The organism is Xanthomonas sp. F4 (assembly GCF_011761895.1).
The window spans coordinates 702,487-727,688 of sequence record NZ_JAASQX010000001.1; the positions used below are offsets into that span (position 1 = coordinate 702,487).

21 protein-coding genes and 1 tRNA gene are annotated in these 25,202 nt (G+C 68.8%); 13 read left to right on the forward strand and 9 right to left on the reverse strand.

Translation table 11 applies throughout. The features are described 5' to 3' along the window. The first annotated feature begins 64 nt into the window (after positions 1–64). Both FHR66_RS03250 and FHR66_RS03255 read left to right on the forward strand, forming a co-directional pair. Positions 65–139, forward strand: a tRNA-Val gene (locus FHR66_RS03250). Positions 140–853: 714 nt separating this feature from the next. Beyond that, on the forward strand, positions 854–1,981 hold the full coding sequence (locus FHR66_RS03255; RefSeq protein ID WP_167087316.1) for a serine hydrolase domain-containing protein: 1,128 nt from the start codon (positions 854–856) through the stop codon (positions 1,979–1,981). A gap of 133 nt (positions 1,982–2,114) precedes the next feature. On the opposite strand, the gene FHR66_RS03260 is transcribed toward FHR66_RS03255, so the two are convergent. Further along, complete coding sequence (locus FHR66_RS03260) at positions 2,115–2,297, reverse strand: hypothetical protein (protein ID WP_160966259.1); 183 nt, start codon at positions 2,295–2,297, stop codon at positions 2,115–2,117. Positions 2,298–2,498: 201 nt separating this feature from the next. Here FHR66_RS03260 and FHR66_RS03265 point away from each other — a divergent pair, with 201 nt between their 5' ends. Further along, the gene (locus FHR66_RS03265; protein ID WP_160966325.1) at positions 2,499–3,269 is read left to right on the forward strand and encodes a DNA-formamidopyrimidine glycosylase family protein; all 771 of its coding nucleotides are present in this window, start codon (positions 2,499–2,501) and stop codon (positions 3,267–3,269) included. 180 nt (positions 3,270–3,449) lie between these two features. Here the strand turns inward: FHR66_RS03265 and FHR66_RS03270 are convergent, their stop codons facing one another. Beyond that, a complete protein-coding gene (locus tag FHR66_RS03270) occupies positions 3,450–4,175 on the reverse strand; it encodes an ArsR/SmtB family transcription factor (protein ID WP_160966261.1) in 726 nt (241 codons plus the stop codon). A gap of 121 nt (positions 4,176–4,296) precedes the next feature. On the opposite strand from FHR66_RS03270, the gene FHR66_RS03275 reads away from it, so the two are divergent. Both FHR66_RS03275 and FHR66_RS03280 read left to right on the forward strand, forming a co-directional pair. Continuing rightward, the gene (locus tag FHR66_RS03275; protein ID WP_202394613.1) at positions 4,297–4,740 is read left to right on the forward strand and encodes a nuclear transport factor 2 family protein; all 444 of its coding nucleotides are present in this window, start codon (positions 4,297–4,299) and stop codon (positions 4,738–4,740) included. Positions 4,741–5,158: 418 nt separating this feature from the next. Then, positions 5,159–5,449, forward strand: a complete 291-nt coding sequence (locus FHR66_RS03280) for a hypothetical protein (RefSeq protein ID WP_160966263.1) — start codon at positions 5,159–5,161, stop codon at positions 5,447–5,449. 48 nt (positions 5,450–5,497) lie between these two features. On the opposite strand, the gene FHR66_RS03285 is transcribed toward FHR66_RS03280, so the two are convergent. The 7 genes from FHR66_RS03285 to FHR66_RS03315 all read right to left on the reverse strand — a co-directional run bounded on the left by FHR66_RS03285 (position 5,498) and on the right by FHR66_RS03315 (position 13,502). Next, positions 5,498–8,710, reverse strand: coding sequence for an error-prone DNA polymerase (locus FHR66_RS03285; RefSeq protein ID WP_167087319.1), 3,213 nt, complete (start codon positions 8,708–8,710; stop codon positions 5,498–5,500). Beyond that, on the reverse strand, positions 8,707–10,128 hold the full coding sequence (locus FHR66_RS03290; RefSeq protein ID WP_167087321.1) for a Y-family DNA polymerase: 1,422 nt from the start codon (positions 10,126–10,128) through the stop codon (positions 8,707–8,709). The genes FHR66_RS03285 and FHR66_RS03290 overlap by 4 nt, the downstream gene beginning before the upstream one ends. Positions 10,129–10,138: 10 nt before the next feature. Next, the gene (imuA, locus tag FHR66_RS03295; protein ID WP_160966269.1) at positions 10,139–10,759 is read right to left on the reverse strand and encodes a translesion DNA synthesis-associated protein ImuA; all 621 of its coding nucleotides are present in this window, start codon (positions 10,757–10,759) and stop codon (positions 10,139–10,141) included. Then, positions 10,759–11,367 carry a transcriptional repressor LexA gene (gene lexA / locus FHR66_RS03300; RefSeq protein WP_160966271.1) on the reverse strand — a complete coding sequence of 203 codons (609 nt, stop codon included), beginning with the start codon at positions 11,365–11,367 and terminating at the stop codon, positions 10,759–10,761. Before lexA ends, imuA begins: the two co-directional genes overlap by 1 nt. A gap of 146 nt (positions 11,368–11,513) precedes the next feature. Then, entirely contained in the window at positions 11,514–11,870 is a 357-nt protein-coding gene (locus tag FHR66_RS03305; RefSeq protein ID WP_160966273.1) for an XRE family transcriptional regulator, read from the reverse strand. Then, on the reverse strand, positions 11,867–12,073 hold the full coding sequence (locus FHR66_RS20985; RefSeq protein WP_456361722.1) for a type II toxin-antitoxin system RelE/ParE family toxin: 207 nt from the start codon (positions 12,071–12,073) through the stop codon (positions 11,867–11,869). Before FHR66_RS20985 ends, FHR66_RS03305 begins: the two co-directional genes overlap by 4 nt. Positions 12,074–12,260: 187 nt before the next feature. After that, positions 12,261–13,502 (reverse strand): citrate synthase family protein, encoded by a 1,242-nt coding sequence (locus tag FHR66_RS03315; protein WP_160966275.1) that lies wholly within the window; start codon positions 13,500–13,502, stop codon positions 12,261–12,263. Positions 13,503–13,620: 118 nt separating this feature from the next. Between FHR66_RS03315 and prpB the strand changes: the two genes are divergently transcribed. The 8 genes from prpB (at position 13,621) to FHR66_RS03355 (ending at position 24,696) form a co-directional block, all read left to right on the forward strand. Continuing rightward, on the forward strand, positions 13,621–14,508 hold the full coding sequence (gene prpB, locus FHR66_RS03320; protein WP_160963184.1) for a methylisocitrate lyase: 888 nt from the start codon (positions 13,621–13,623) through the stop codon (positions 14,506–14,508). A 31-nt stretch (positions 14,509–14,539) separates the two neighbouring features. Further along, the gene (locus FHR66_RS03325) at positions 14,540–15,142 is read left to right on the forward strand and encodes a DUF1003 domain-containing protein (RefSeq protein ID WP_160966277.1); all 603 of its coding nucleotides are present in this window, start codon (positions 14,540–14,542) and stop codon (positions 15,140–15,142) included. A gap of 41 nt (positions 15,143–15,183) precedes the next feature. Continuing rightward, positions 15,184–16,350, forward strand: a complete 1,167-nt coding sequence (gene prpC, locus FHR66_RS03330; protein WP_160966279.1) for a bifunctional 2-methylcitrate synthase/citrate synthase — start codon at positions 15,184–15,186, stop codon at positions 16,348–16,350. Positions 16,351–16,616: 266 nt separating this feature from the next. Further along, a complete protein-coding gene (gene acnD / locus FHR66_RS03335; protein WP_160966281.1) occupies positions 16,617–19,232 on the forward strand; it encodes a Fe/S-dependent 2-methylisocitrate dehydratase AcnD in 2,616 nt (871 codons plus the stop codon). Positions 19,233–19,262: 30 nt separating this feature from the next. Further along, positions 19,263–19,766 (forward strand): SRPBCC family protein, encoded by a 504-nt coding sequence (locus FHR66_RS03340; protein ID WP_160966283.1) that lies wholly within the window; start codon positions 19,263–19,265, stop codon positions 19,764–19,766. A 37-nt stretch (positions 19,767–19,803) separates the two neighbouring features. Beyond that, a complete protein-coding gene (prpF, locus tag FHR66_RS03345; protein WP_160966285.1) occupies positions 19,804–20,997 on the forward strand; it encodes a 2-methylaconitate cis-trans isomerase PrpF in 1,194 nt (397 codons plus the stop codon). A gap of 390 nt (positions 20,998–21,387) precedes the next feature. After that, positions 21,388–23,607, forward strand: coding sequence for a TonB-dependent receptor (locus tag FHR66_RS03350; protein WP_160966287.1), 2,220 nt, complete (start codon positions 21,388–21,390; stop codon positions 23,605–23,607). Between the two features lie 69 nt (positions 23,608–23,676). Further along, a complete protein-coding gene (locus tag FHR66_RS03355) occupies positions 23,677–24,696 on the forward strand; it encodes a nucleoside hydrolase (protein ID WP_160966289.1) in 1,020 nt (339 codons plus the stop codon). Positions 24,697–25,202: the final 506 nt, after the last annotated feature.

Consider the following 25,202-nt stretch of genomic DNA (forward strand, 5'->3'; position numbering starts at 1 on the left):
GCGGGCCTCGACAGGACCCATTGACGCCACGCGCCACAGCCCTATAATGTGCGGCTCGCGACACGGGCGGTTAGCTCAGCGGTAGAGCATTGCCTTCACACGGCAAGGGTCGCAGGTTCGAACCCTGCACCGCCCACCACGAAATCAAGAATTACGAGAAGCCGGCCTAGTGCCGGCTTTTTCGTATCTGCACGTTAACAGCGATTGCGAGTGCGGAATGACGGTATCGACGTGCGTGTTGAATGATGCAGCCGTGTCGGAATCCTGATACCGCCACGCCGACCTGATGGCGATCCTCGCCATGCCGGACGCGGGCCACTGGCCGTTCGTCCCGCGGGCCTTGAGCAGGCCTCGTCGAATTCGGAACACGCTGCCGTTGGCGGCCCGAGGAGCTGTCGCGAAGAAGACGCAAACGTAGATTGCTGAAGCGTTAAACGTTTCACAGGCTGCCGTGTCCAAGTTCGAGGACCGCGGAGCTGACTGCGACGGCTAACGGGATTGCGCTTGCAAGTAGGCGCCCTGCAGTGGTGGTTGGAATCCGTATCGCCGGATCTGTTCGGTGCGAATGCGCTGCGACTGGATCCAGCGGGCCTTTGCGTTTTCTGCGCGATGCGCAGGGACGTCTGATGGGCTTTGAGCTCGATGGCGAGTGGTATTTGACACAGTTGTAAGCGTGGCCGGAACAAGACGGAAGCAACGGCCAGCACGGGCGCGAGCGCCAGGCCAGGTCACCCTGCCGGGCCAGCCCACCTGTTCGCAGCGCGCGTCGGCCATTTCGTCGGCCTTATCCTCGTTTTGTCCGAAGGCACCCGCCCAGGTATTGGTCCGGCTCCATACTCGCGGCCGTTCCATCATGCCGGGGTACATCGTGCGAAACCTCTTCAGTTCCGTTACTTATCGCTTGCTTGTCGGTGTGCTTGTCTTTCTCTGCGCGGCGATGCCGCTGCGGGCGCAGTCGCAGGCGACGCCACTCGAAGACTTCATCGCTACCTATGCCGCGCAACACGGCTTCAGCGGTACTGTCTTGGTCCAGCAGGACGGAAAGCGGCGATACCAGCGCAGTTTCGGCCTTTCCAGTGTCCAGTACGGCGTCGCCAACGGCGACCAGACCCGGTACTGGATCGCTTCCATCACCAAACTGTTCACCGCCACCCTGGTGCTGCAACTGCATGAAGAAGGAAAATTGGACCTGCAGGCGAACGTGGCCAGCTACCTGCCCGATTACGCCATCGCCGGTGCCGACCGTATCACCTTGCATCAGCTTCTCAACCACACGTCCGGACTGCGGAACTTCGACCAGGTGAAAAGCTTGGAGCAGGCATTGACCAGGGGCTTGCCGACCTACCAGTCGCCCTATACCAGCGATCAGTTGATAAGAAAATTCTGCAGCGGACCGCTACTGCATGCCCCAGGCACGACTTTCGACTACAACAACGGCGATTACCTGATCCTGGGCAAGGTCATCGAACGCGTCACGGGCAAAACCTACGAGCAGGTGCTGAAGGAACGGATTCTAAAGCCGCTGGGGCTGCACCATACCGGCATGCTGCGCCATGAAAGCATCGTCGAAGGCTTGGCCTCCACCTACTCGTATCGCGAAGATCTCAAGTCCCTGTCCAACGACTTCCCGGTCTATCCGGAGAACTGGTACTCCGCTGGCGCGATGTACTCCACGGCCGAAGATGTGCTCAGGTTCTCGGACGCGCTGTTCGGGTCAGGCCTGTTGCGCAAGGAAAGCATCGCCCGGCTGACCACGCCAGGGCTCGACGACTACGGTTATGGCCTGTGGGTTTACGAGACGCGGATAGGCGCCGCCAAGCACCGTGTCGCCAAACGTCCAGGTCGGATCATGGGCGCGCAGGCGCAGCTGTATCGTTTCCTCGACCGCGACCTGACCATCGTCATTCTCGCCAATACCGCCAACACCGACCTGGACGAATTCGTTTTGCGGATAGGCGAGGCCGCGGTCGGTCCAAAATAGTGTGTGCGATGACTGTTCGCGCGGCCCGAGCCGCCTCTGTTCGTGATATCTACGAAGATGATGCGGTCGAAATTTCTTGAAAAGATGCGTTGATTCCCATGCGTGCGGATATTGATACGCTTTCGATCGACGGCTATCGCCTGTTGCCACGTGCATATGAAATGCGGGGGCTGCTGACATCACGCGGACCGCACGCATCCGGATCCATGAAGGCCTGGATCCCCCTTTGGCGGATCTGGTGTTCGGTCTGGTTGTCGGTGAAGAACGTTTCGGGCGCGAGCTGGTGGGCATCCAGCAGCAGCTCGATGCGGCTCATGCCTGCCACTGCGCGGCGTGGCTGTCATCAGCATGTTCGGTCCCGCTCGCTGCAGGCCGAGTACGCGGCTGAACTGGAGCGGGCGGCCCCGGGTCGTTGGCATCGATCATCCGATTCCAACCCATATCCCAGCGCCGACTGACCAGCACTGGCTCCCGTTCGGCTCACGAATCGCTCACGGCCGCTATCGATACTTTGGCCATGCCTGAAGGTCCTTCTATCGTCATCCTGAAAGAAGAAGCTGCCGCCTTCGCCGGGCGCAAGGTGTTGCGAGTGTCCGGCAACAGCAAGCTGGACCTGGAGCGGATGCGCAACCGCAAGATCCTGTCGCTGCGCAGTTGGGGCAAGCATTTCCTGATCGAGTTCGATGCGTTCAGTGTGCGCATCCACTTTCTGCTGTTCGGTAGCTACCGGATCAATGCGCGCAAGGACGCGTCGGCCCGCTTGAGCCTGGGTTTCGCCAAGGGCGAGGAACTGAACTTCTACGCGTGTTCGATCAAGTTCATCGACGGTCCGCTGGATGCGGCCTACGACTGGACGGCGGACGTGATGAATCCCGACTGGGATGCGGCGCAGGCGCGGCGCAAGCTGCGGCTGCGCCCGCATACGCTCGCCGCCGATGCTTTGCTCGACCAGGACGTGTTCGCCGGGGTCGGCAACATCATCAAGAACGAGGTGCTGCACCGGATTCGCGTGCATCCCGAGAGCGAGATCGGCGCGCTATCCCCGCGCAAGTTAGGCGAACTGGTGACGCAGGCGCGCGAGTACAGTTTCGATTTCTATCGCTGGAAGAAAGCCTACGAACTGAAGAAGCACTACCAAGTGCACACCAAGACGGTCTGTCCGCGCGACGGGCATCTGCTCACCTATCGCAAGCAACTCGGCAAGGCGCAGCGGCGCGCGTTCTTCTGCGAGCATTGCCAGCGGCGGTATGCGCTGGATGATGGGTTGCAGACTGATATGTTCAAGTAATCCCGCTGCCGTCAGCAAAGTGCTGATCGTGTTGGCAGCTAAAGAGGCATGTACCTTGGCTGCAGTGTCCGCTTTGGATGCGGTGGCTGAGACCGCGTAGTCGTTGCCGGTGGCCGGCGCGCATGCGTCAGTCAGGGCAATGGGGCGTCGCCGTCTACCACGCGCGCTGATCGCCCTTCGTCAGGAGGGCAGCGCCACGGCCCCGTCTTCGAACCGCCGAATGCCCAGTTCGGTGAGCAGGCCGGCCCAGCCGAGATCGGTGACCACCAACGCGCGGGAACCGTCTGCACGGCGTAGCCAGTGTCTGGCGCAGAACTGATCGAGCAGGGCGGCGCCCAGGGAGCCGGCGAGGTGGTGGCGGCGTTCGGTCCAGTCCAGGCAACGTCGGGCCATGGCGCGGCGGCCTTGAGCGAGGTGCGGCAGGTCCAGGCCCATACGCGCGAACCATGCCCCGCCTTCGCTGGAGACGGCGTAGCGGGTGGCGTCGTCGTGGGTGGTCAGCCAGGCACGCTGTTCCAGTGCCTCGGCGACCGCCACGCCGAGACGCCCGGCGAGGTGGTCGTAGCAGCAGCGCGCCAGGCGCAGCGTCTGCGTGTCGCGATGCGGGCGGCGACAGCGCGACGCCTGCTGCGGCGCGAGGGTGGCCAGGGTCTCGAGCACGGCGGCGACGTGCGTGCTGGCCAGGCGATAGTAGCGGTGGCGGCCCTGGATCTCGACCGCCAGCAGGCCACCCTCCAGCAGCTTTGCCAGGTGCGCGCTGGCGGTCTGCGGGGTGACGCCGCCGGCGAAGGCCAGTTCGCCGGCCGGCAGTGCGCGCCCGTCGATCAGGGCCATCAGCATGGCGGCGCGGGCCGGGTCCGCGATCAGGAACGCGGTCGCCGCCAGCTTGGGTCGTTCCAGATGCATCGCCGCGCTCCCGATGGACGCGGCCATCATAGGGCCGGTCGCGCCGCGACGTTTCGATGCGCATCGAAACGATGTCGCCGGCGGATTCCTAGACTGCGCGCACTTCAACCGGAGCCTGCCGATGCAGACCAACGAAATGCCGTCGAACTCCGCCGAGCGCGATGCGCACCTGGTGTTCGAACGCTGGCATCGGCATGTGGTCGCGCGCGATCTGTCGGCGTTGATGGCGCTGTATGCGCCGGACGCACAATTGGAGTCGCCGTTGGCCTATGTGGCGTCGGCGACGCGTCAGGACGGGCGGCTGCAGGGCCGCGAGGCCATCGCGGCGTTCTTTGCCGCGTCCTTCGCCCAGCCCGAGAACGGCCTGGGACGCTGGTATCGCAGCGGCCACTGCCATGTCGTGGGGCGGCAATTGGTCTGGGAGTACCCGCGCGAAACGCCGCAGGGCGATCAGGTCGATCTGGTGGAAGTGATGGACCTGGACGCCGCGGGATTGATCGCCTGCCATCGCGTGTATTGGGGCTGGAAAGGCGTGCAGACCTTGCTGGCTGCGCTGGGCAGATAGCCTTCGGGACAGGGGCCGGCCTCGGCGGCCCGGACACGGCATGACAACGACGATCGCGGGCTTGCGCCGGAAGGTATGGCGCGGTGGCCTTGCGTGGCTGCGCGAGGAGCGGCCGTCGGCAGCATTGCCGCCTGACTTGGATCCGCCGATCCGGCGTTCGATCCGCCGTCGCCGGGTTTCGTCGCAATCCTCCTGGCGCCGGCGTTTGCGCTGGCTATCTTGCCTCGGCGCTGTCCGCAATGGGTGGATGGCGATACGTGCGGCCGGATGCCGCTGTGGCCTGTTTGCCGTTGTTGGCGGTGGTGCGCGTGGCGATGCCGGACGCGCGCCGCCGTGCCGTGCGGCGACGTCCTGCAGCGCTTCCGCTCTGCACGGCCGCATGGGGATGGCGGTTCTCCGTCTCCGCTTGGGAGCAGTGATGAACAACGGACTCGCAGCGCTTGGTTTTTCGTATTTGCTGATGGTGTGCGCACCGCTGCAGGCGGCACCGGTGGAGTGCGACAGCATGGCCGCGACGGCCAGGCTCGTGGCCAGATATCGTCAGTTGGGTGGGCCGTTGTCGGATATCGCCAGCCATGGTGCGATCGGATCGAGCAAGGCCAGGCGCGAATTGGCCGCTACCATCTATCGTGAACGCCTCAGCGAAGCGGAGGCGGTGCAACGGGCGATGCAGGCGTGCGGCGATGCAGCGGAGGCGCCGCCGCACTAACGGCGGCCTGCCCGTTCGCTGCGCAAGGCGTACCACGCTGCGCTTGCGTCAGTGGAAGTCGCGGCTGCGGATGTCCAGCCCCAGCAGCAGCGGGGTCAGGTCTTCGAGATGGGCGGCGATCAGGTGACGGACCTTGCCTTCGGTCTCGACGCGACCGCGCACCAGCAGCAGCCGCGATTCGATCAGGGCCTGGCGCTGGCATTCGGCCAGGCGCCGCCACACCACCACGTTGACCAGACCGTGCTCGTCTTCGAGGGTGACGAAGGTGACGCCGCTGGCGGTCTGCGGGCGCTGGCGCATGGTCACCAGGCCGGCGATGGCGACGGCGCTGGCATGCGGCAGCGTGCGCAGTTCGCCGGAATGGCGGTAGCGGCGCGCACGTAGCTGCGCGCGCAGCAGGGTCAGCGGGTGCTTGCCCAGGGTGGTGCCGATCGTCGCGTAGTCGGCGCGGATGTCCTCGCCCTGGCTGGGCAGTGGCAGCGCGACCTGCTGCTCGGGTATGGCCGCGAGCGTTTCGAACAGGGGGCGCTGGGCTTCGACGCCGGCCACGGCCCAGCGTGCGCGGTGGCGATGACCGGCCAGCGCTTTCAGCGCGCCGGCGTCGGCGAGCGCGGCGCGGGCCTTGTCGTCGAAGGCGGCGCGGTGGCACAGGTCGGCGAGGTCGTGGAACGGCGCCTGCGCGCGCGCCTGTTGCAGGCGCAGGGCGGCGTCCTCGGCCAGGCCGCGGACCAGGCGCAGGCCCAGGCGGATCGCCGGTTGCACGTCGGGATCGGGGCTGTACGCTTCCAGGCTGCAGTCCCAGTCGCTGTAGCGCACGTCCACCGGCCGCACCTGCAGGCCGTGGCGGCGCGCGTCCTGCAGCAACTGGTCGGGGCTGTAGAACCCCATCGGCCAGCTGTTGATCAGCGCGCAGGTGAACGCCGCCGGTTCGTGGCACTTGAGCCAGCAACTGGCGTAGGTGAGCAGGGCGAAACTGGCGGCGTGGCTTTCGGGGAAGCCGTAGCTGCCGAAGCCCTTGATCTGCTCGAAGATGCGTCCGGCGAATTCGGCGGTGTAGCCTCTCTCGAGCATGCCTTCCAGCAGCTTGTCGCGATGCGGTTCCAGCCCGCCGTGGCGTTTCCAGGCCGCCATCGAGCGGCGCAATTGGTCGGCCTGGCCCGGCGTGTAGCCAGCAGCGTTGACCGCAAGTTGCATCACCTGTTCCTGGAACAAGGGGACGCCGAGAGTGCGCTTGAACACCTCGCGCAGTTCCTCGGGCAAGTCGTCGGGCTCCTCCTCGCCACTGCGCCGGCGCAGATACGGGTGCACCATGCCGCCCTGGATCGGCCCGGGGCGCACGATCGCCACCTGGATGACCAAGTCGTAGAACCGTTCCGGCAGCAGCCGCGGCAGCATCGCCATCTGCGCGCGCGATTCGATCTGGAACACGCCGATGGTATCGGCGCGCTGGATCATCGCGTAGGTCTGCGGGTCTTCGGCAGGAATGGTGGCGAGGGTGTAGTCGCGGCCGCGGTGCGCGCGCAGCAGGTCCAGGGTGCGCCGCAGCGCACTGAGCATGCCCAGCGCGAGCACGTCGACCTTCATCAGCCCGACCAGTTCCAGGTCGTCCTTGTCCCACTGGATCACCGTGCGATTGGCCATGGTCGCGTTCTCCACCGGCACCAGGGTGTGCAGCGCATGCTCGGAGATGACGAAACCGCCGGGGTGCTGCGACAGATGCCGCGGGAAGCCGATGAGTTGGCCGGCGAGCACCAGCAGCCGGCGCATCACCGGCGTGTCCGGTTCGAAGCCGCGCTCGCGCAGCAGTTCCTGCGCCGACTCCACCGGGTCGCGCTGGCCCAGCGCGGAGGACAGCGCATCGACGGTGTCGCTGGGCAGGCCCAGCGCGCGTGCCACGTCGCGTACCGCGCTGCGCGTGTGGTAGCTGATCGCCACCGCCGCCAGTGCGGCGCGCTCGCGCCCGTAGTGGTTGAAGATGTACTGGATCACTTCCTCGCGGCGGTCGTGCTCGAAATCGATGTCGATGTCCGGCCGCTCCTTGCGCTCCTCGGAGATAAAGCGTTCGAACAGCATGCCGATGCGGTCCGGATCGATTGCGGTGATGCCGAGCGCGTAACACACCGCCGAGTTCGCCGCCGAGCCGCGGCCCTGGCACAGGATGTCCTTCGAGCGCGCGAAGCGCACCAGGTCGTAGACAGTGAGGAAGTAGGACTCGTACTTCAGCCGCTCGATCACGCCGAGTTCGTGTTCGATCAGGCGCCGCGCCTTGTCCGGCACGCCGTGCGGCCAGCGCTCGGCCGCGCCGCGTTCGGTGAGGATGCGCAGCCATTGCGTGGGCGTGTGCCCGGGCGGCACCAGTTCGTGCGGGTACTCATACTGCAGTTGCTCGAGATTGAAACTGCAGCGCCGCGCGATGCGCACCGTTTCGGCCAGCAGTGCCGGCGGATACAGCGTCGCCAGCGTGGCGCGCGGGCGCAAGTGGCGTTCGCCATTGGGATACAGGTGGGCGCCGGCTTCGTGCAGCGGCAGGCGCTGGCGGATCGCGGTCAGTGTGTCCTGCAGCGCGCGGCGGCCGCGCGCATGCATGTGCACGTCGCTGCTGGCGACGGCGGGCAGCCGCAGGCGCTGCGCCAGGTCCAGTCGCGCCTGCAGTAGTGCGGCATCGTCGGGGCCGCGTAGCAATTCCACGGCCAGCCACAGCCGCTGGGGGAAGCGCGCCTGCAGCCAAGCGCCGTCCTTTGCGTCGTCGCCGTCACCGCGTGGCAGCCACAGGCACAGCAGGCCTGAGCCGTCGTCCGCGCTGGCAAGATCCTCGCGCAACGCACGATAGGTGCCCTTGTCGGCGCGGCGCCGCGCCAGGGTGATCAGCCGGCACAGCCGCTGGTAGCCGTGCAGGGTCTCGGCCAGCAGCACCAGCTTGGGCCCGTGCTCGAACTGGATCTCGCTGCCGACGATGAGGTGCAGAGCCATGTCCCGGGCCGCCTGCCACGCACGCACGATGCCGGCCAGGCTGCATTCGTCGGTGATCGCCAGGGCGCGGTAGCCGTGGTGCAGCGCGCGTTCGCACAGTTCCCAGGGGTGCGAGGCGCCACGCTGGAAGCTGAAGTTGGACAGGCAATGCAGTTCGGCGTAGTCGGGCAGCGTGGGGTCCGCTGGCGCGCGCGGCACGTTGGCGGCGGGTGCGCTGGCCGGCGCAGACGTTGGCGTCGGCAGCAGCCGCAGGCGCGGCGGCATGCGGGGGTGCGGCGGGGTGTGGCTCATGCGAACCAGCCGTGCAGCATCAGCACATCCGGCGCATCGGCCGGGGCGAAGGCCCAGGCGCGCTGGCCCTGGCGGGTACGCACGATGTAGTAGTCGCGGCGTACGTCGCCGTCGTCCCACCAGCCGCTCTCGATGCGTTCCGGCCCGGCCAGGCGGTCGGGCGCGCGTTCGCGCAGCGGCACCGGTCGCGGCAGCAGCCAGCCGGGGCGTGGCGGTGCGGTGGCGGGCGCCGCCGTGCCGCGGGCGGCGGCGGACTCGGCGCGCCAGGCCAGTTCCGGGCGATGGTCGGCGTGCGCGCGCAGGCCGTGCACGGCGTCGTCGCCCAGGCGCGCGCGCAGGCGTTCGCGCAGTTGCTCCCACGGCAGCGCCTGTTGCGCGCGCTCGTCGAACAGTTCGCGCGCGGCCGGCACGAACGGCGGCAGTTCGTCGGCGCACAGGCGCAGCGCCTGCACCGGCGCCGGCACGCTGGCCTGCTGCAGGCGCCCGCGCGCCAGTTCGAACAGCATCGCCGCATCGCGCTCGGCGGCGAGCAGGCCCACCGGCACCACGCTGGGCTCCAGGTCCTCGTGTTCAAGCAGCAGGCGGAAGCGCTGCACGCCGCCGTCGCGTCCGGCCAGGAACGCGGCCAGGTCCTGGGTCAGGCGACGCAGCGGGAACAGCAGCGCCTGGTTGGATTCGGTGGCATAGCCCAGTTCCAGGCGCGCATCGAAGCGGTCCGGCGGCAGGTAGTACTGCAGCGGCAGCGGCGCCTGCCCGCGCAACGCGTCCAGGTGTTGCAGCAGGGCCGGCGGATAGCGTCGTGCCAGCGCGGTGCGCGGTAGCGCGAACAGCTGCTGCAGGCGGCGCAGGCCCATCCGCGCGAAGCCGTCGGCCAGGGCCGGCGACAGCCCGGCGCGGGCGATCGGCAGCTGCCCCAGCGCGCGCTGCAGCGCGGCGTTGTCGAGCAGGGCGATGCCGTCGTGCGCATTGACCAACGCGCGTGCGGCCAGCGGATGCGGTGCGACCACGATGCGGTGGCGGAAGCCCAGCGCGGTCAGTTCCTCGCGCAGCCGTGCCTCGAAGCGTGGCCAGGGCCCGAACAGACCGAGACTGGCCTCGATCTCCAGCAGCAGCGCGCCGGGATAGTCGGTGCTGACCAGCGAACTGAAGCGATACGCCCAGGCGGCCAGGAACTGCTGGCTGCGGCGGCTTTCTTCGGCATCGTGCAGGGCGGTGGCGAAGCGGTCGCACAGTGCCTGCGCGGTGACCAGCGATTGCCCGGGGCGCAGGCCGCGGGCGCGCGCGGCGGCGTTGACCGCTTTCAGCGTGCGCCGCTGCGGCGGGCCGTCGAGCAAGGCCAGCGGTTCGTCCGGCGACGGCCAGCGGCGCAGGACGGTGTCCAGCGCCAGTTGCGGCAACAGGATGCAAGCCCAGCGCATGCCTGCGGCCTCACCCGGTCGCCAGAGCGGACAGGGCGATCGGCTGCGCTGGTGGCAGGCCGCCGCGGCACTTGAGCACGCGCAGTTGTGCCGGCGCGGCGTCGATGGCGATGCGCAGCGCGGCCGGCGATGGATTGGCGGCCGCCTTCAGCGGCCGGTAGGCGAAGCCCAGGGTGCGCCCGGTCTCGGCGGCCACCTGCAGCCGGCGCAGGGTCTTGTCGCCGGCCAGCCCCGGCCAGCACAGCACCGCCGCGCAACTGCCCGAACGCAGGCATTGTTCGGCAGCCCAGGCCGCGTCGGCGCCGGCGCGGACGATCTGCAGCTGCGTCAACGCCACGCCGGCCTGCGCCCAGGCGGCGGGGTAGGGCAGGTACGGCGGATCGACCAGCACGATGCGGCCGCCGCCCTGGGACAGCCGCGCCAGCGTCGGCCACAGCAGCTGCAGCTCGCCGATGCCGTCGGCGGCGTGCAGCAACTCGGTCAGCGCCATCTCCGGCCAGCCGCGCGCGGGCAGCACCGCGTCCAGCGCGGCGTGCCCGGTGGGCTGCGCGCTGGGCGGTAGCGCCGTCGGCTGGCCGCGCCAGACCCGGCGCTCGGCCAGCAGGCGGTCGAGGGCGACGACGGCGGCCATCAGCCGGGCCGGATCAGGCCGCAGTAATGCCCTTCGATGGCGAAGTCCTGCCCGAGGCTGACCACGATCGGCGCATAGGCGGGATTGCGTGGCAGTAGCGCGATGCCGGCGCCATCGGCGCGATAGCGCTTGATGGTGAGTTCGCCATCCAGCCGCGCCACCACGATCTGGCCGTTGCGCGCGTCGGCGGCGCGGCGCACCCCGACCAGGTCGCCGTCGAGGATGCCGTCGTCGATCATCGAGTCGCCCTGCACCCGCAGCAGGTAGTCCGGGCGCAGCGCGAACACCGCGCGGTCCAGGCGCAACTGCTGGTCCAGGCCGATGTCGGCACCGATCGGCGCACCGGCGGCGACCCGGCCCAGCACCGGCAACTGCAGCAGTTCGCTGCGGCTGCCGGCCTGCGCCGGGCGCAGGCTGCGTGCCTGCTGCGGCACCTGCGCCAGCAGCCCGGCCTCGACCAGTGCCTGCACGTGCTTGCGCGCGGCATTGCGCGAGGCGAAACCGAAGCGTTCGGCGATCTCGGCCAGGCTCGGCGGACGTCCGGCCTGCTCGATGCAGGCATGGACGTAGGCGAGGATGGCGGCGCGCTGCGGGGATAGGGTGGTCATGGTGTACATTTGTACACCGAGGGCGCCGCCTTGGCGAGATGGGGGTGCTGAACGCGTTCGGAGGCACGCCCGTTCCGATGCGCTGGCGCCATCCGCCGGTCAGGCTGGCTCGTCCAGCCGTGGTATTGGAAGGGCGTTGACCGCGCTCAGCTGCCGATGCCGGCCGAGGTCTTGGTCTTCGCCGTTGGCGGTTTGCCGACGGGCCTGCCCGATTGCGCGGCGACCAGGTCGATCTGGATTCGGTAGCCCAGCGCCGTGGCGGCGCGGCTCAGCGTGTCCAGGGTGAGGCTGGTGTCGGTGGCGTCCAGCACGCGGTCCAGTTGCGACCGGCTGGTGTTCATGCGCCGGGCCAGCGCGCTCTTGGTGAGCTTGGCGGACTTCATCGCTTCGGCGACCTGCCAGGCGATCACGCGCTTGGCGGCGAGCGCGGCGGTGTCTTCGAGGATGCCTTCCTCGGCCAGGAAGCTGTCGAAGCTGGATCCGATATGGACATTGCGGCTCATCGCATCACCTCGTCTCTGCGGCGTTTGGCGGTGGCGAGATCGGCGCTCGGGGTCTTGCCCGATTTCTTGACGATGCCATGCAGCAACACCATGTCCGATCCGACGGTGGTGAAAAAATCCGCGCAATGCCTTCGGGAATCGCACTGCGCACTTCCCACAGGTGCTGGTCCAGCTTGCGCACCAAGGGCATGCCGAGCGGCCATCCCAACTGCACCGTCTTGATGTCGTCGCCGATGGCGCGCCTGGCATCGGCGGACACGTCTTCCTTGAGCCAGACCCGCACCGGCTCGACGCCCGATGCGGCACGGTAGAAGCGCACGTCCAGTGTGGTCTCCATGGCGGCATGGTGTACCAATCTTGGTGCACACGCAAGGTGCGGTCGCCGCCCTCTCAGCCCGGCGCGGCGCCCTCCTCCGGCATCGCCCCGGCGTAGCGGGCGCGGGGCCGGATCAGCTTGCTCAGAGCCTGCTGCTCCAGGGCGTGCGCCAGCCAGCCGGCCTGGCGGGCGGCGGCGAACAGCACCAGGGCGTGCGCCGCGGGCAGGTCGTGGACGAAGCAGAGCGCGGCCAGCAGGCAGTCGATGTTCGGGCGCTGGCCGCTGCAGTCCTGGGCGGCGGCGATCACCGCTTCCACGTGCTGCATGCGCGCGCTGCCGCCGCTGCGTTCGCGCAGTTGGCGCAGCACTTCGGCCGCGCGCGGATCGCCGTCGGGATACAGGGCGTGGTGGAAGCCGGGCAGGTCGTCGCCGCGCTGCCAGCGTTCGGCGATCAGGGCGGCGGCGCTGGGCGCATCCTGGGCGTCGCGCAGCAGGGCGTGGGCGCGGGCGGTGGCGCCGCCGTGGCGCGGGCCGGACAGCGCGGCCAGGCCGGCGCTGACGGTGGCGTGCAGCGGCGCGCCGGTGGAGGCGACCACGCGGGCGGCGAAGGCGGAGACGTTGAGTTCGTGGTCGGCGCACAGCAGCAGCGCGGCGCGCACCAGCTCGGCGAAGTCGATGTCGCCGGGGCGCCAATGGTCGGCGATCAGGCGATGCAGCGGGCGCGCGTCCGGCACGGTGCCGACCAGCAGCGCGGCGTTCTGCCGCAGCAGGGTGGCGGCGCTCTCGCGGCGCACGCCGGGAGCGGCGTTGAGCGACTGGCGCAGGTCCAGGGCCAGCAGCGGGATGCAGGCCATGGCGCGTTCCAGCGGCGGCAGCGCGGCATGTCCGGCCAGCGGCGCCACCACCGCCGGCCACGGCGCGACCGGGGCGCTGGCGAACGGGTCTTCGCCGTCGGGGCAGTCCCACAGCAGCCGCGCGACGTCCTCCAGGCTGGCGCCGGCACGCACCATGGCCACCGCCGAGCGTCCGCGGTAGTAGGGGCCGTCAGGGCGGATCAGCGAGATCCGCGTCTCCAGCACTGGGAGGCCGCGGTCCAGGCTCTGCGCGGCGCCACGTGCGGCGCCGCGGCCGGCGCGCTTGCGCTGCGCCAGCCGCTCCACTTCGGCGCGCAGGTAGGCGCGGCTGCGGTGGTCGGCGCCGGCGCGCGAACTGAGCAGGCCGCGGCTGACGTAGGCGTACAGGGTGGCGCTGCTGATGCCGAGCAGGGCGCAGGCCTGGGCGGCGGAGATCAGGTTGCGGTCGGTGGCGTCGGACATGAAGGGACGATAGGTTGATTCATTGAATCAAGATTGATCCGTGCCTGCGAGAGTGCCAGATTGGCGCCCATCGCGGAACGCCCGGTGGGGCGCCGCCGTCTCTTCTCAGGAGTCGCCCATGTCCCTCGTTTCCCCTGGCGCCGGTTTCCGCGCCGCCCTGGCCGCCGAAGCGCCGTTGCAGGTGATCGGCGCGATCAACGCCAACCATGCGCTGCTGGCGCAGCGCGCCGGCTACAAGGCGATCTACCTGTCCGGCGGCGGCGTCGCCGCCGGCTCGCTGGGCCTGCCGGACCTGGGCATCAACACCCTGGACGACGTGCTGATCGACGTGCGCCGCATCACCGACGTGTGCCCGCTGCCGCTGCTGGTGGACATCGACACCGGCTTCGGGCCGAGCGCGTTCAATATCGAGCGCACCATCAAGGCGCTGATCAAGGCCGGCGCGGCCGCCTGCCACATCGAGGACCAGGTCGGCGCCAAGCGTTGCGGCCATCGCCCGGGCAAGGAGATCGTCAGCCAGGGCGAGATGGTCGATCGGGTCAAGGCCGCGGCCGACGCCAAGACCGATCCGGACTTCTTCCTGATCGCGCGCACCGACGCGATCCAGGCCGAGGGCGTGGACGCGGCGATCGAACGCGCCATCGCCTGCGTGGAGGCGGGCGCCGACGGCATCTTCGCCGAGGCCGCCTACGACCTGGACACCTATCGCCGTTTCGTCGACGCGGTGAAGGTGCCGGTGCTGGCCAACATCACCGAGTTCGGCAAGACCCCGCTGTTCACCCGCGACGAACTGGCTTCGGCCGGCGTGGCGATCCAGTTGTTCCCGCTGTCGGCGTTCCGCGCCGCCAACAAGGCCGCCGAGGACGTGTACACCGCGATCCGCCGCGACGGTCACCAGCAGGCGGTGCTCGAGCGCATGCAGACCCGCGAGGAACTGTACGAGCGCATCGGCTACCACGCCTTCGAGCAGCGCCTGGATGCGCTGTTCGCCGGCAAGGGCGCATGATCGGCGGCGATTTTCCTGCCCGAGTCCGTCCATGAATACCCAAGCCAGCGCTGCATCGTTCCTGCGCAGCCGCATCGATCGCCGCCAGACCGCGCGGCACCTGCTGCAGACCGAACTGGACAAGCTGTCCGAGGCCGAGCGCGAGGTGGTGGAGCGCTTCATCGCCAAGCGCCATGTGGCCCGCGACATCGTCAAGCAGGCCGACAGCGATCGCTCGCTGGGCGAGCGCATCGCCGACCGCGTCGCCGCGATCGGCGGCAGCTGGAGCTTCATCATCGCCTTCGGCCTGGTGCTGCTGGGCTGGATCGCGCTCAACAGCCTGCTGCTGGCGCACGCCTTCGATCCGTATCCCTACATCCTGCTCAACCTGTGCCTGTCGTGCCTGGCCGCGATCCAGGCGCCGGTGATCATGATGAGCCAGAACCGCCAGGCGGCGGTGGACCGCCTGCACGCGCAGAACGACTACGAAGTGAACATCAAGGCCGAGCTGGAAATCCTGCAGGTGCACGAGAAGCTCAACCAACTGCGCGAGCAGGACTGGGCGACGCTGGTGGAACTGCAGAACCGCCAGATCCTCATGCTGCAGCAACTGCTCGAGCGCGGCGGGATCTCGCCGCCGCCGCAGGCGTCCTGATCCACTGCACCCATCCGACCGCAACACCCGGGAGATTCGCCATGAACGACAGCACCGCTCCGCAGACCGCCCCCGGCTTCAAGCCGAAGAAATCGGTGGCCCTGTCCGGCACCGCCGCCGGCAACACCGCGCTGTGCACGGTGGGCCGCAGCGGCAACGACCTGCACTACCGCGGCTACGACATCCTGGACCTGGCGCGCAGCAGCCAGTTCGAGGAGATCGCCTACCTGCTGGTGCACGGCAAGCTGCCCAGCAACAGCGAGCTGCGCGGCTACAAGGCCAAGCTGCGCTCGCTGCGCGGCATCCCGGCCGCGGTCAAGGCCGCGCTGGAGCAGTTGCCGCCGTCGGCGCATCCGATGGACGTGATGCGCACCGGCGTGTCGGTGCTGGGCTGCGTGCAGCCGGAGAAGGACGACCACAATCATCCCGGCGCGCGCGACATCGCCGACAAGCTGATGGCCAGCCTCGGCTCGATGCTGCTGTACTGGTACCACTACAGCCACAACGGCCGGCGCATCGAGGTGGAGACCGACGACGATTCGATCGGCGGACACTTCCTGCGCCTGCTGCACGGCTTCAAGCCGCACGAGGAATGGGTGCAGGCGATGCACACCAGCCTGATCCTGTACGCCGAGCACGAGTTCAACGCCTCCACCTTCGCCTGCCGGGTCATCGCCGGCACCGGCAGCGACATGTACAGCGCCATCGCCGGCGGCATCGGCGCGCTGCGCGGACCCAAGCATGGCGGTGCCAACGAGGTCGCCTTCGAGGTGCAGAAGCGCTACGACACCCCGGACGAGGCCGAGGCCGACATCCGCGCGCGGGTCGAGCGCAAGGAAGTCATCATCGGCTTCGGCCACCCGGTGTACACGGTGTCCGATCCGCGCAACCAGGTCATCAAGGACGTGGCGCGCGAACTGTCCGAGGCGCAGGGCAGCCGCAAGATGTACGACATCGCCGAGCGCCTGGAGACGGTGATGTGGGACATCAAGAAGATGTTCCCGAACCTGGATTGGTTCAGCGCGGTCAGCTACCACATGATGGGCGTGCCGACGGCGATGTTCACCCCGCTGTTCGTGATCGCCCGCACCGCCGGCTGGAGCGCGCACATCATCGAGCAGCGCATCGACGGCAAGATCATCCGCCCCAGCGCGAACTACGTGGGGCCGGAGGATCAGGCGTTCGTGCCGATCGATCAGCGCAAGTAACTCTCCCCTCTCCCGTCGGGAGAGGGGTTGGGGGTGAGGGTGCGGGCGCAGCCTCGTGGTGTTCGGTTGCACAGGGCTTCGTTTGCACCCTCATCCGCCCTCATGAGAAATCGGATTGCACCAGGCTTCGCCCGTACCCTCATCCGCCCCTCATGAGAAATCGGATTGCACTAGGCTTCGCCCGTACCCTCATCCGCCCCTTCGGGGCACCTTCTCCCGGTGGGAGAAGGAGTCCTGTCTTCGCTTTTTTTCTACTGTAGCCAGCCATGAACAGCCACTACCGTAAATCCCTTCCGGGTACCTCGCTGGACTACTTCGACGCGCAGGCCGCAGTCGATGCGATCAGTCCAGGCGCCTATGCCGGCCTGCCCTACGTCTCGCGGGTGTTCGCCGAGAACCTGGTGCGTCGCTGCGATCCGGACCTGCTGCACGACGCCCTGCTGCAGCTGATCGAGCGCCGTCGCGACCTGGATTTCCCGTGGTTTCCGGCGCGGGTGGTGTGCCACGACATCCTCGGCCAGACCGCGCTGGTGGACCTGGCCGGGCTGCGCGATGCCATCGCCGAGCAGGGCGGCGACCCGGCCAAGGTCAATCCGGTGGTGCCGGTGCAACTGATCGTCGACCACTCGCTGGCGGTGGAGTGCGGCGGCGACGATCCGCAGGCCTTCGCCAAGAACCGCGCGATCGAGGATCGCCGCAACGAGGACCGCTTCCACTTCATCGACTGGAGCAAGCGCGCGTTCCGCAACGTGGACGTGATCCCGCCGGGCAACGGCATCATGCACCAGATCAATCTGGAGAAGATGTCGCCGGTGATCTACGTGCACGACGGCGTCGCCTTCCCCGATACCTGCGTGGGCACCGACAGCCATACCCCGCACGTGGACGCGCTGGGCGTGATCGCGATCGGCGTGGGCGGGCTGGAAGCGGAGAGCGTGATGCTCGGCCGCGCCTCGTGGATGCGCCTGCCGGACATCGTCGGCGTCGAACTGAGCGGCCGGCCGCAACCGGGCATCACCGCCACCGACGTGGTGCTGGCGCTGACCGAGTTCCTGCGCCAGGAGCGCGTGGTCGGCGCGTATCTGGAATTCTTCGGCGAAGGCGCCGCCGCGCTGACCATCGGCGACCGCGCCACCATCTCCAACATGTGCCCGGAATACGGCGCCACTGCGGCGATGTTCTACATCGACCAGCAGACCCTCGACTATCTGCGCCTGACCGGGCGCGAGGAAGCGCAGGTGGCGCTGGTGGAGCAGTACGCGCGCACCACCGGGCTGTGGGCCGATGCGCTGGCCACCGCGCAGTACGAGCGCGTGCTGCGCTTCGACCTGTCGCAGGTGGTGCGCAACATGGCCGGTCCCAGCAACCCGCACAAGCGCGTGGCGACCACCGAGCTGGCCGCGCGCGGCATCGCCGACGCCGCCAAGCTCGCCTCCGGCCAGGCCGAGCAGGCACAGGGGCGCATGCCCGACGGTGCGGTGATCATCGCCGCCATCACCAGTTGCACCAACACCTCCAACCCGCGCAACGTGATCGCCGCCGGCCTGCTGGCGCGCAATGCACGTGCGCGCGGCTTGTCCCGCAAGCCATGGGTGAAGACTTCGCTGGCGCCCGGATCCAAGGCGGTGCAGCTGTACCTGGAAGAGGCCGGCCTGCTGCCGGACCTGGAGGCGCTGGGTTTCGGCATCGTCGCCTTCGCCTGCACCACCTGCAACGGCATGAGCGGCGCGCTGGATCCGCGCATCCAGCAGGAGATCGTGGAGCGCGACCTGTACGCCACCGCGGTGCTGTCGGGCAACCGCAACTTCGACGGCCGCATCCATCCCTACGCCAAGCAGGCGTTCCTGGCCTCGCCGCCGCTGGTGATCGCCTACGCCATCGCCGGCACGGTGCGCTTCGACATCGAGAAGGACGTGCTGGGTACCGATGCCGACGGGCGCGAGGTGCGGCTGAAGGACATCTGGCCCAGCGACGCCGAGATCGATGCGGCGGTGCGGGCGGCGGTGAAGCCGGAGCAGTTCCGTCAGGTGTACGCACCGATGTTCAACGTGCGCGTGGAGCAGGGCGCGCCGGTGGCACCGCTGTACGACTGGCGCCCGCGCAGCACCTACATCCGCCGCCCGCCGTACTGGGAAGGCGCGCTGGCCGGCGAGCGCACGCTGCGCGGCATGCGCGCGCTGGCGGTGCTTGGCGACAACATCACCACCGACCACCTGTCGCCGTCCAACGCGATCCTGGCCGACAGCGCCGCCGGCGAATACCTGGCGCACATGGGCGTGCCGGAGGAGGACTTCAATTCCTACGCCACCCATCGCGGCGACCACCTCACCGCGCAGCGCGCCACCTTCGCCAACCCGAAGCTCATCAACGAAATGGCGGTGGTCGACGGCAAGGTGCAGCAGGGCTCGCTGACACGGCTGGAGCCGGACGGGCAGGTGCTGCGCATGTGGGAGGCGATCGAGACCTACATGGCGCGCAAGCAGCCGCTGATCGTGATCGCCGGCGCCGACTACGGCCAGGGGTCCTCGCGCGACTGGGCGGCCAAGGGCGTGCGCCTGGCCGGGGTCGAGGCCATCGTCGCCGAGGGCTTCGAGCGCATCCACCGCACCAACCTGATCGGCATGGGCGTGCTGCCGCTGCAGTTCCTGCCCGGCACCACGCGCACGACCCTGGGCATCGACGGCAGCGAGACCTTCGACGTGGTCGGCACGCGCACCCCGGCCGCCACGCTGACGCTGCGCATCGTGCGCCGCAACGGCGACGTCGCGGACGTGCCGGTGCTGTGCCGCCTGGACAGCAACGAGGAGGTGTCCATCTACGAGGCCGGCGGCGTGCTGCAGCGCTTCGCCCAGGACTTCCTGGAGGACGCCCGCAGCGCCTGAGCCGACTGCCGCTGTCATGGGGCGCGTGCCATGCTGGCTGCGCCCGCCACCGCCAAGGAGACCGCCATGAGCACGTCCGCTGCCACCACCGGTACCGTCCACTTGCATCGCGTGTTGCGCGCGCCGGCCGAGCGCATCTACCGCGCCTTCCTGGAACCGGCGGCGCTGGTCAAATGGCTGCCGCCGCACGGCTTCGTCGCCACCGTGCATGCGCTGGACGCGCGCGTGGGCGGCAGCTACCGGATGAGTTTCACCAACCTCGGTACCGGCACCAGCAGCGCCTTCGGCGGCACCTACCTGGAATTGGTGCCCGGCCAATTGATCCGCCATACCGACCGCTTCGACAACCCGGACCTGCCCGGCGAGATGATCGTGACCGTGCGGCTGCGGCCGGTGGCCTGCGGCACCGCGCTGGAGATACTGCAGGAGGGCATCCCGCCGCAGATCCCGGTGGAGTTCTGCCACCTCGGCTGGCAGGAGTCGCTGAGCCTGCTGACGCAGCTGGTCGAGCCCGAGATTCCCGATTCGCCCTGATCCGTCCCATTCTTTCGTCCGCACACCCGGAACCGCCATGGCCCACGCTCCGCAACTCCGCATCCCCGCCACCTACATGCGCGGCGGCACCTCCAAGGGCGTGTTCTTCCGCCTGCAGGACCTGCCCGCGGCGGCGCAGACGCCGAGCCCGGCGCGCGATGCGCTGCTGCAGCGGGTGATCGGCAGTCCCGATCCCTACGCCAAGCAGATCGACGGCATGGGCGGGGCCACCTCCAGCACCAGCAAGACCGTGATCGTGGCACCGAGCACGCGTCCCGGCCACGACGTGGACTACCTGTTCGGCCAGGTCGCGATCGAGCGCGCATTCGTGGACTGGAGCGGCAACTGCGGCAATCTGTCGGCCGCCGTTGGGCCGTTCGCGATCGCCGCCGGGCTGGTGGATCCGGCGCGGATTCCGCGCGACGGCGTCGCCACGGTGCGGATCTGGCAGGCCAACATCGGCAAGACCATCGTCGCGCAGGTGCCGATGACCGACGGCGCGGTGCAGGAGACCGGCGACTTCGAGCTGGACGGGGTGACCTTCCCGGCGGCGGAGATCGCACTGGAATTCCTCGACCCGGCCGCCGACGAGGACGGCGCCGGCGGCGCCATGTTCCCCACCGGCAACCTGGTCGACACGCTGGAGGTGCCGGGCGTCGGCAACTTCCAGGCGACCCTGATCAATGCCGGCATCCCCACCATCTTCCTCGAGGCGCAGGCGCTGGGCTATCGCGGCACCGAGTTGCAGGACGCGATCAACGGCGATGCGCAGGCGCTGCAGCGCTTCGAAACCATCCGCGCGTACGGCGCGCTGCGCATGGGCCTGATCGCCACGCTGGACGACGCGGTAACCCGCCAGCACACGCCCAAGGTCGCCTTCGTCGCGCCGCCGGCCGACTACATCGCCTCCAGCGGCAAGCCGGTGGCGGCCGCCGACATCGACCTGCTGGTGCGGGCGATGTCGATGGGCAAGCTGCACCACGCGATGATGGGCACCGCGGCGGTGGCGATCGGCACCGCCGCGGCGATCCCCGGCACCCTGGTCAACCGCGCCGCCGGCGGCGGCGAACGCACGGCGGTGCGCTTCGGCCACCCCTCGGGCACCTTGCGGGTCGGCGCCGAAGCGCGCCAGGTGGACGGCCAGTGGGCTGTCACCAAGGCCTTGATGAGCCGCAGCGCGCGCGTGCTGATGGAAGGCTGGGTGCGGGTGCCGGCGACAGCGGCTGGTTGAGGCGCCGGCCGGCTGAGCCGGTGGCAGCGAGTGCGGCCCCGAGCGTCTCGGAGGCCGGAGAAGTTGCCGCTTCGCTCGTCGCGGCTGAAGCCGCTCCTACAGGTGGGCATCCGGCCAGCGGACGCGTCGCGTGCAGGCAAGCCACTGTGGGAGGGACTTCAGTCCCGACGCGACGAAAGGCGGCTATCGCAATCCGGGGAGGTCGGCCCAGGCCCTCAGGCCCAGCCCCAGCGCCAGCCCCGCTGTTGCCAATCCCAACTCCCCAATCCCAAATCCCGGCCCCACCAGGTGACGCCGGCCGCCGCAGGTTGTATATTTTGTGTTAATTATGCTGCGGCGCGGCAAGGACTCGGCGCGCTCCCGATTACGCCCACCCATCCCGGAGTTCCCATGTCTGCCAGTTGGTCGCTGCGCGCCAGTGCGCTTGCCGTTGCCGTCGTTTCCGCGCTTTCGTTCCCCGCCGCCGCCCAGCAGGCGGACAGCACCGACGGGGTCGCCCGTCTGGACACGATCAAGGTCACCGCCGAGCGCCGCGCCGAGGACTCCAAGGACGTGCCGGTGTCGGCCAGCGTGCTGCGCCCGGAATACCTGGACGCCATCGCCACCAGCGGCTCGGACGTACGCGTGCTTGCGGGCAAGGCGCCCAGCCTCAACGTCGAATCGTCCAATGGCCGGGTGTTCCCGCGCTTCTACATCCGCGGCTACGGCAACACCGACTTCAACACCTACGCCTCGCAGCCGGTGTCGCTGATCTATGACGACGTGGTCGCCGAGAACGCATTCCTGAAGGGCTTCCCGATCTTCGATCTGCAGAGCCTGGAAGTGCTGCGCGGTCCGCAGGGCACGCTGTTCGGCCGCAACACCCCCGCCGGCGTGGTCAAGTTCAACTCGGTCAAGCCGACCATCGGCGCCAACGACGGCTACGCCAGCCTGTCCTACGGCACCTACGGCACCATGACCATGGAAACCGGCCTGAGCGTGGCCATGGGCGATAAGTGGGCGGCGCGCCTGTCGGCGCTGGGCCAGCGCCGCGGCGACTGGGTCGACAACACCGTCGACAACCGCTCCTTCGAAGGCTACATGGACTCGGCAGTGCGGCTGCAGGTGCTGTTCCAGCCGGGCGAGGACTTCAGCGCACTGTTCAATGCGCACGCGCGCCACCTCGACGGCACCGCGCGGCTGTTCCGCGCCAACATCTTCCAGCCGGGCACCAACCAGCTGGTCGCCGGCTTCGACCCGGACAAGGTGTCCATCGACGGCAAGAACACCCAGGAACTGCAGACCTACGGCGGCAGCGCCAACCTGACCTGGGACCTGGGCGACATCGTGCTGCACTCGATCACCGGCTACGAGGGCATCGGCAAGTACTACAGCCGCGGCGACATCGACGGCGGCTACGGCGCGGTGTTCGCCCCGCCGTCCGGCCCCGGGGTGATCCCGTTCCCGGTGGAGACCGCCGGCGGCATCAAGAACCTGGACCAGTATTCGCAGGAGCTGCGCGCCGAGTCGCAGTACGCCGGTCCGCTGAACTGGCAGGCCGGTCTGTACTACTTCCACGATTCGGTGGAGGGCGAAAACTACACCTACAACACCCTGGCCGGCGGCACCCTGTCCAGCTACCAGCTGACCCGCCAGCGCAACACCTCGTGGGCGGCGTTCGGCTCGCTGAACTACGCGGCCACCGAGCGCCTGAACCTGCGCGCCGGCATCCGCTACACCTACGACAAGAAGATCTTCGACGTCCTCCAACTGGACCGCGTGACCCTGCAGCAGCCCTCCAGCGGCAGCACCGACAACTCCAAGGTCACCGGCGACCTCAGCGCCACCTACACGATCAACGACAACGTCAACGTCTATGCGCGCGCCGCCCGCGGCTTCCGCGGCGCCAGCTTCGGCGTGCCGTCGGCCACCGCACCGCTGACCGTGGCCGCACCGGAGACCGTGGACTCGTTCGAGGTCGGCATCAAGTCCGACCTGTTCGACAAGCGCGCGCGGTTGAGCTTCGACGTCTACGACTTCCGGGTGAAGAACCAGCAGCTGACCGCGGTCGGCGGCGCTTCCAACGACGTGCGCCTGCTCAATGCCGACACCTCCAAGGCGCGCGGTGCCGAGTTCGACTTCGAAGCGCTGCTGACCCAGAACCTGCGCGTGACCCTGGGCGGTGCCTACAACTGGACCCGCATCGAGGACCCGACCCTGTCGGTGGGCGTGTGCCGCACCTGCACCGTGACCGATCCGATCAATGCCTCCGGCCGCGCGCTGATCGACGGCAACGTGCTGCCGCAGGCGGCCAAGTGGATGGGCAACGCGACCCTGCGTTACGGCATCCCGGTCGGCGACGACGCCGAGTTCTTCTTCTTCACCGACTGGTCCTACCGCAGCGAGATCAACTTCTTCCTGTACGACTCGCGCGAGTTCGTCGGCCAGCCGCTGCTCGAGGGCGGTGCCAAGATCGGCTACAACTGGGGCGCCGGTGCGTACGAGGTCTCGGTGTTCTGCCGCAACTGCACCAACCAGATCCGCGCCACCGGTGCGATCGATTTCAACAACCTCACCGGCTTCATCAACGATCCGCGCATCGTCGGCGCGCAGTTCCGCGCCAACTTCTGATCCGCGGCCTCGCCGTTGCAAGACCGACCGCCGGCTATCATGCCGGCGGTTCTTTTTTGGGAGAGGTGCATGCGCAATCTGATCCGATGGGGGGCATTGGCGCTGCTGGCCACCGCGTCCGCGGCTGCCGCAGGGGCGGTGCGCCCCGCGGCCGTCGCGCCGCCGCAGGACGCGGGCGCATCCGCTACGCCCGTGCAGAAAGTGATCGTCTCCACCGACATCGGCGACGACATCGACGATGCGTTCGCGCTGGCGCTGCTGTTGCGCAGCCCGGAGCTGCAGGTGCTGGGCATCGCCTCGGCCTGGGGCGACACCGGCCTGCGCGCGCAATTGCTGCAACGGCTGCTGCAGCAGGCCGGCCGCAGCGACATCCCGCTGGCGATCGGCCAGCGCACCACCAGCAGCATTCCCTTCAGCCAGGCGCGCTGGGCGGCGAAGGGCCGCCTGCCTGCGGCGGCGCCGGACGCGGCCGCTTTCATCCTGGCGCAGGCGCGGCGCCATCCCGGCGAGGTCACCCTGCTGGTGCTCGGCCCGCTGACCGACGCGGCGCGCGCGCAGCAGCGCGACCCGGCCGGCTTCGCCCAGCTCAAGCAGGTGGTGCTGATGGGCGGCTCGGTGCGTGTGGGCTACGGCAAGTCGCGCTACCGCCCGCCCAATCCGCCGGCGGCCGAGTACAACATCGCGGCCGACATCGCCGCCGCGCAGCGCGTGTTCGCCGCCGGCGTGCCGATCGTGATGCTGCCGCTGGATGCCACCCAAGTGACCTTGGAGGAGCCGGAACGGGTGGCGCTGTTCGCCCATGGCGAGCCGCTGACCGACGCGCTGGCACAGCTCTACTATCAGTGGCGCGACACCGACCAGCCCTGGGCCAGCGCCACCCCGACCCTGTTCGACGTGGTGCCGGTGGCGCAGTTGCTCGACCCCGGCCTGTGCCCCACCGTGCCGCTGCGCATCGTGGTCGACGACAAGGGCTACACCCGCGAAGCGCCGGCGGCGGGCGCGCCGGGCGCTGCGGCCAATGCCCAGGTGTGCCTGGCGCTGGATCGGCCGCGGCTGATCGCGCTGTACATGCAGCGGCTGCTGCGCTGAGGTTAGGGCGCCGACACCTGGCGGTGTAAGGATTGCTTTGCCATGAGGCCATGGTTGGAGCGACGTTGGGTCGCGACGGGCGGAGCCATTGGCCATTCGTTGCTCTGCAGTCGGGACTGAAGTCCCTCCCACATGAGGCTCGCTGTCGGCAGGGCCACCGCATTGGCTCCCTTGTGGGAGGGACTTCAGTCCCGACGAGTGGAGCCATCGGCCCATCCATTGCCGTCGCGTCGGGACCGACGTCCCTCCCACATGACCTCGAGGCGAGGGCGCACGGGTACTCATTCAGGGGGTAGGAGCGGCTTCAGCCGCGACGGGCTTTCCCGGGAATGCCTGTCGCGGCTGAAGCCGCTCCTACGGGGGCTCTACGGGGATCGTCGGCATGGTTGCCGGGCGTGTTTCCGCGCCGACGGTAGCTTGCCGCGCACACGCCGATGGATGGTGCACCTTCGCCCCTCCAGCCGTCGCGCCGGCGCTTTATACTCGCGCCACATTCACGGAGCGAA

Coding starts and splice junctions, on each gene's coding strand:
- FHR66_RS03265 (WP_160966325.1), top strand. CDS start 2,499: ATGCCTGAAGGTCCTTCTATCGTCATCCTGAAAGAAGAAGCTGCCGCC.
- FHR66_RS03315 (WP_160966275.1), bottom strand. CDS start 13,502: ATGTCCGACGCCACCGACCGCAACCTGATCTCCGCCGCCCAGGCCTGC.
- FHR66_RS03255 (WP_167087316.1), top strand. CDS start 854: ATGCCGGGGTACATCGTGCGAAACCTCTTCAGTTCCGTTACTTATCGC.
- FHR66_RS03340 (WP_160966283.1), top strand. CDS start 19,263: ATGCTGGCTGCGCCCGCCACCGCCAAGGAGACCGCCATGAGCACGTCC.
- FHR66_RS03280 (WP_160966263.1), top strand. CDS start 5,159: ATGAACAACGGACTCGCAGCGCTTGGTTTTTCGTATTTGCTGATGGTG.
- lexA (WP_160966271.1), bottom strand. CDS start 11,367: ATGACCACCCTATCCCCGCAGCGCGCCGCCATCCTCGCCTACGTCCAT.
- imuA (WP_160966269.1), bottom strand. CDS start 10,759: ATGGCCGCCGTCGTCGCCCTCGACCGCCTGCTGGCCGAGCGCCGGGTC.
- prpF (WP_160966285.1), top strand. CDS start 19,804: ATGGCCCACGCTCCGCAACTCCGCATCCCCGCCACCTACATGCGCGGC.
- prpC (WP_160966279.1), top strand. CDS start 15,184: ATGAACGACAGCACCGCTCCGCAGACCGCCCCCGGCTTCAAGCCGAAG.
- FHR66_RS03350 (WP_160966287.1), top strand. CDS start 21,388: ATGTCTGCCAGTTGGTCGCTGCGCGCCAGTGCGCTTGCCGTTGCCGTC.
- FHR66_RS03290 (WP_167087321.1), bottom strand. CDS start 10,128: ATGCGCTGGGCTTGCATCCTGTTGCCGCAACTGGCGCTGGACACCGTC.
- FHR66_RS03270 (WP_160966261.1), bottom strand. CDS start 4,175: ATGCATCTGGAACGACCCAAGCTGGCGGCGACCGCGTTCCTGATCGCG.
- FHR66_RS03260 (WP_160966259.1), bottom strand. CDS start 2,297: ATGAGCCGCATCGAGCTGCTGCTGGATGCCCACCAGCTCGCGCCCGAA.
- FHR66_RS03285 (WP_167087319.1), bottom strand. CDS start 8,710: ATGAGCCACACCCCGCCGCACCCCCGCATGCCGCCGCGCCTGCGGCTG.
- prpB (WP_160963184.1), top strand. CDS start 13,621: ATGTCCCTCGTTTCCCCTGGCGCCGGTTTCCGCGCCGCCCTGGCCGCC.
- FHR66_RS20985 (WP_456361722.1), bottom strand. CDS start 12,073: ATGGCCGCTCGGCATGCCCTTGGTGCGCAAGCTGGACCAGCACCTGTG.
- FHR66_RS03305 (WP_160966273.1), bottom strand. CDS start 11,870: ATGAGCCGCAATGTCCATATCGGATCCAGCTTCGACAGCTTCCTGGCC.
- FHR66_RS03325 (WP_160966277.1), top strand. CDS start 14,540: ATGAATACCCAAGCCAGCGCTGCATCGTTCCTGCGCAGCCGCATCGAT.
- FHR66_RS03275 (WP_202394613.1), top strand. CDS start 4,297: ATGCAGACCAACGAAATGCCGTCGAACTCCGCCGAGCGCGATGCGCAC.
- FHR66_RS03355 (WP_160966289.1), top strand. CDS start 23,677: ATGCGCAATCTGATCCGATGGGGGGCATTGGCGCTGCTGGCCACCGCG.
- acnD (WP_160966281.1), top strand. CDS start 16,617: ATGAACAGCCACTACCGTAAATCCCTTCCGGGTACCTCGCTGGACTAC.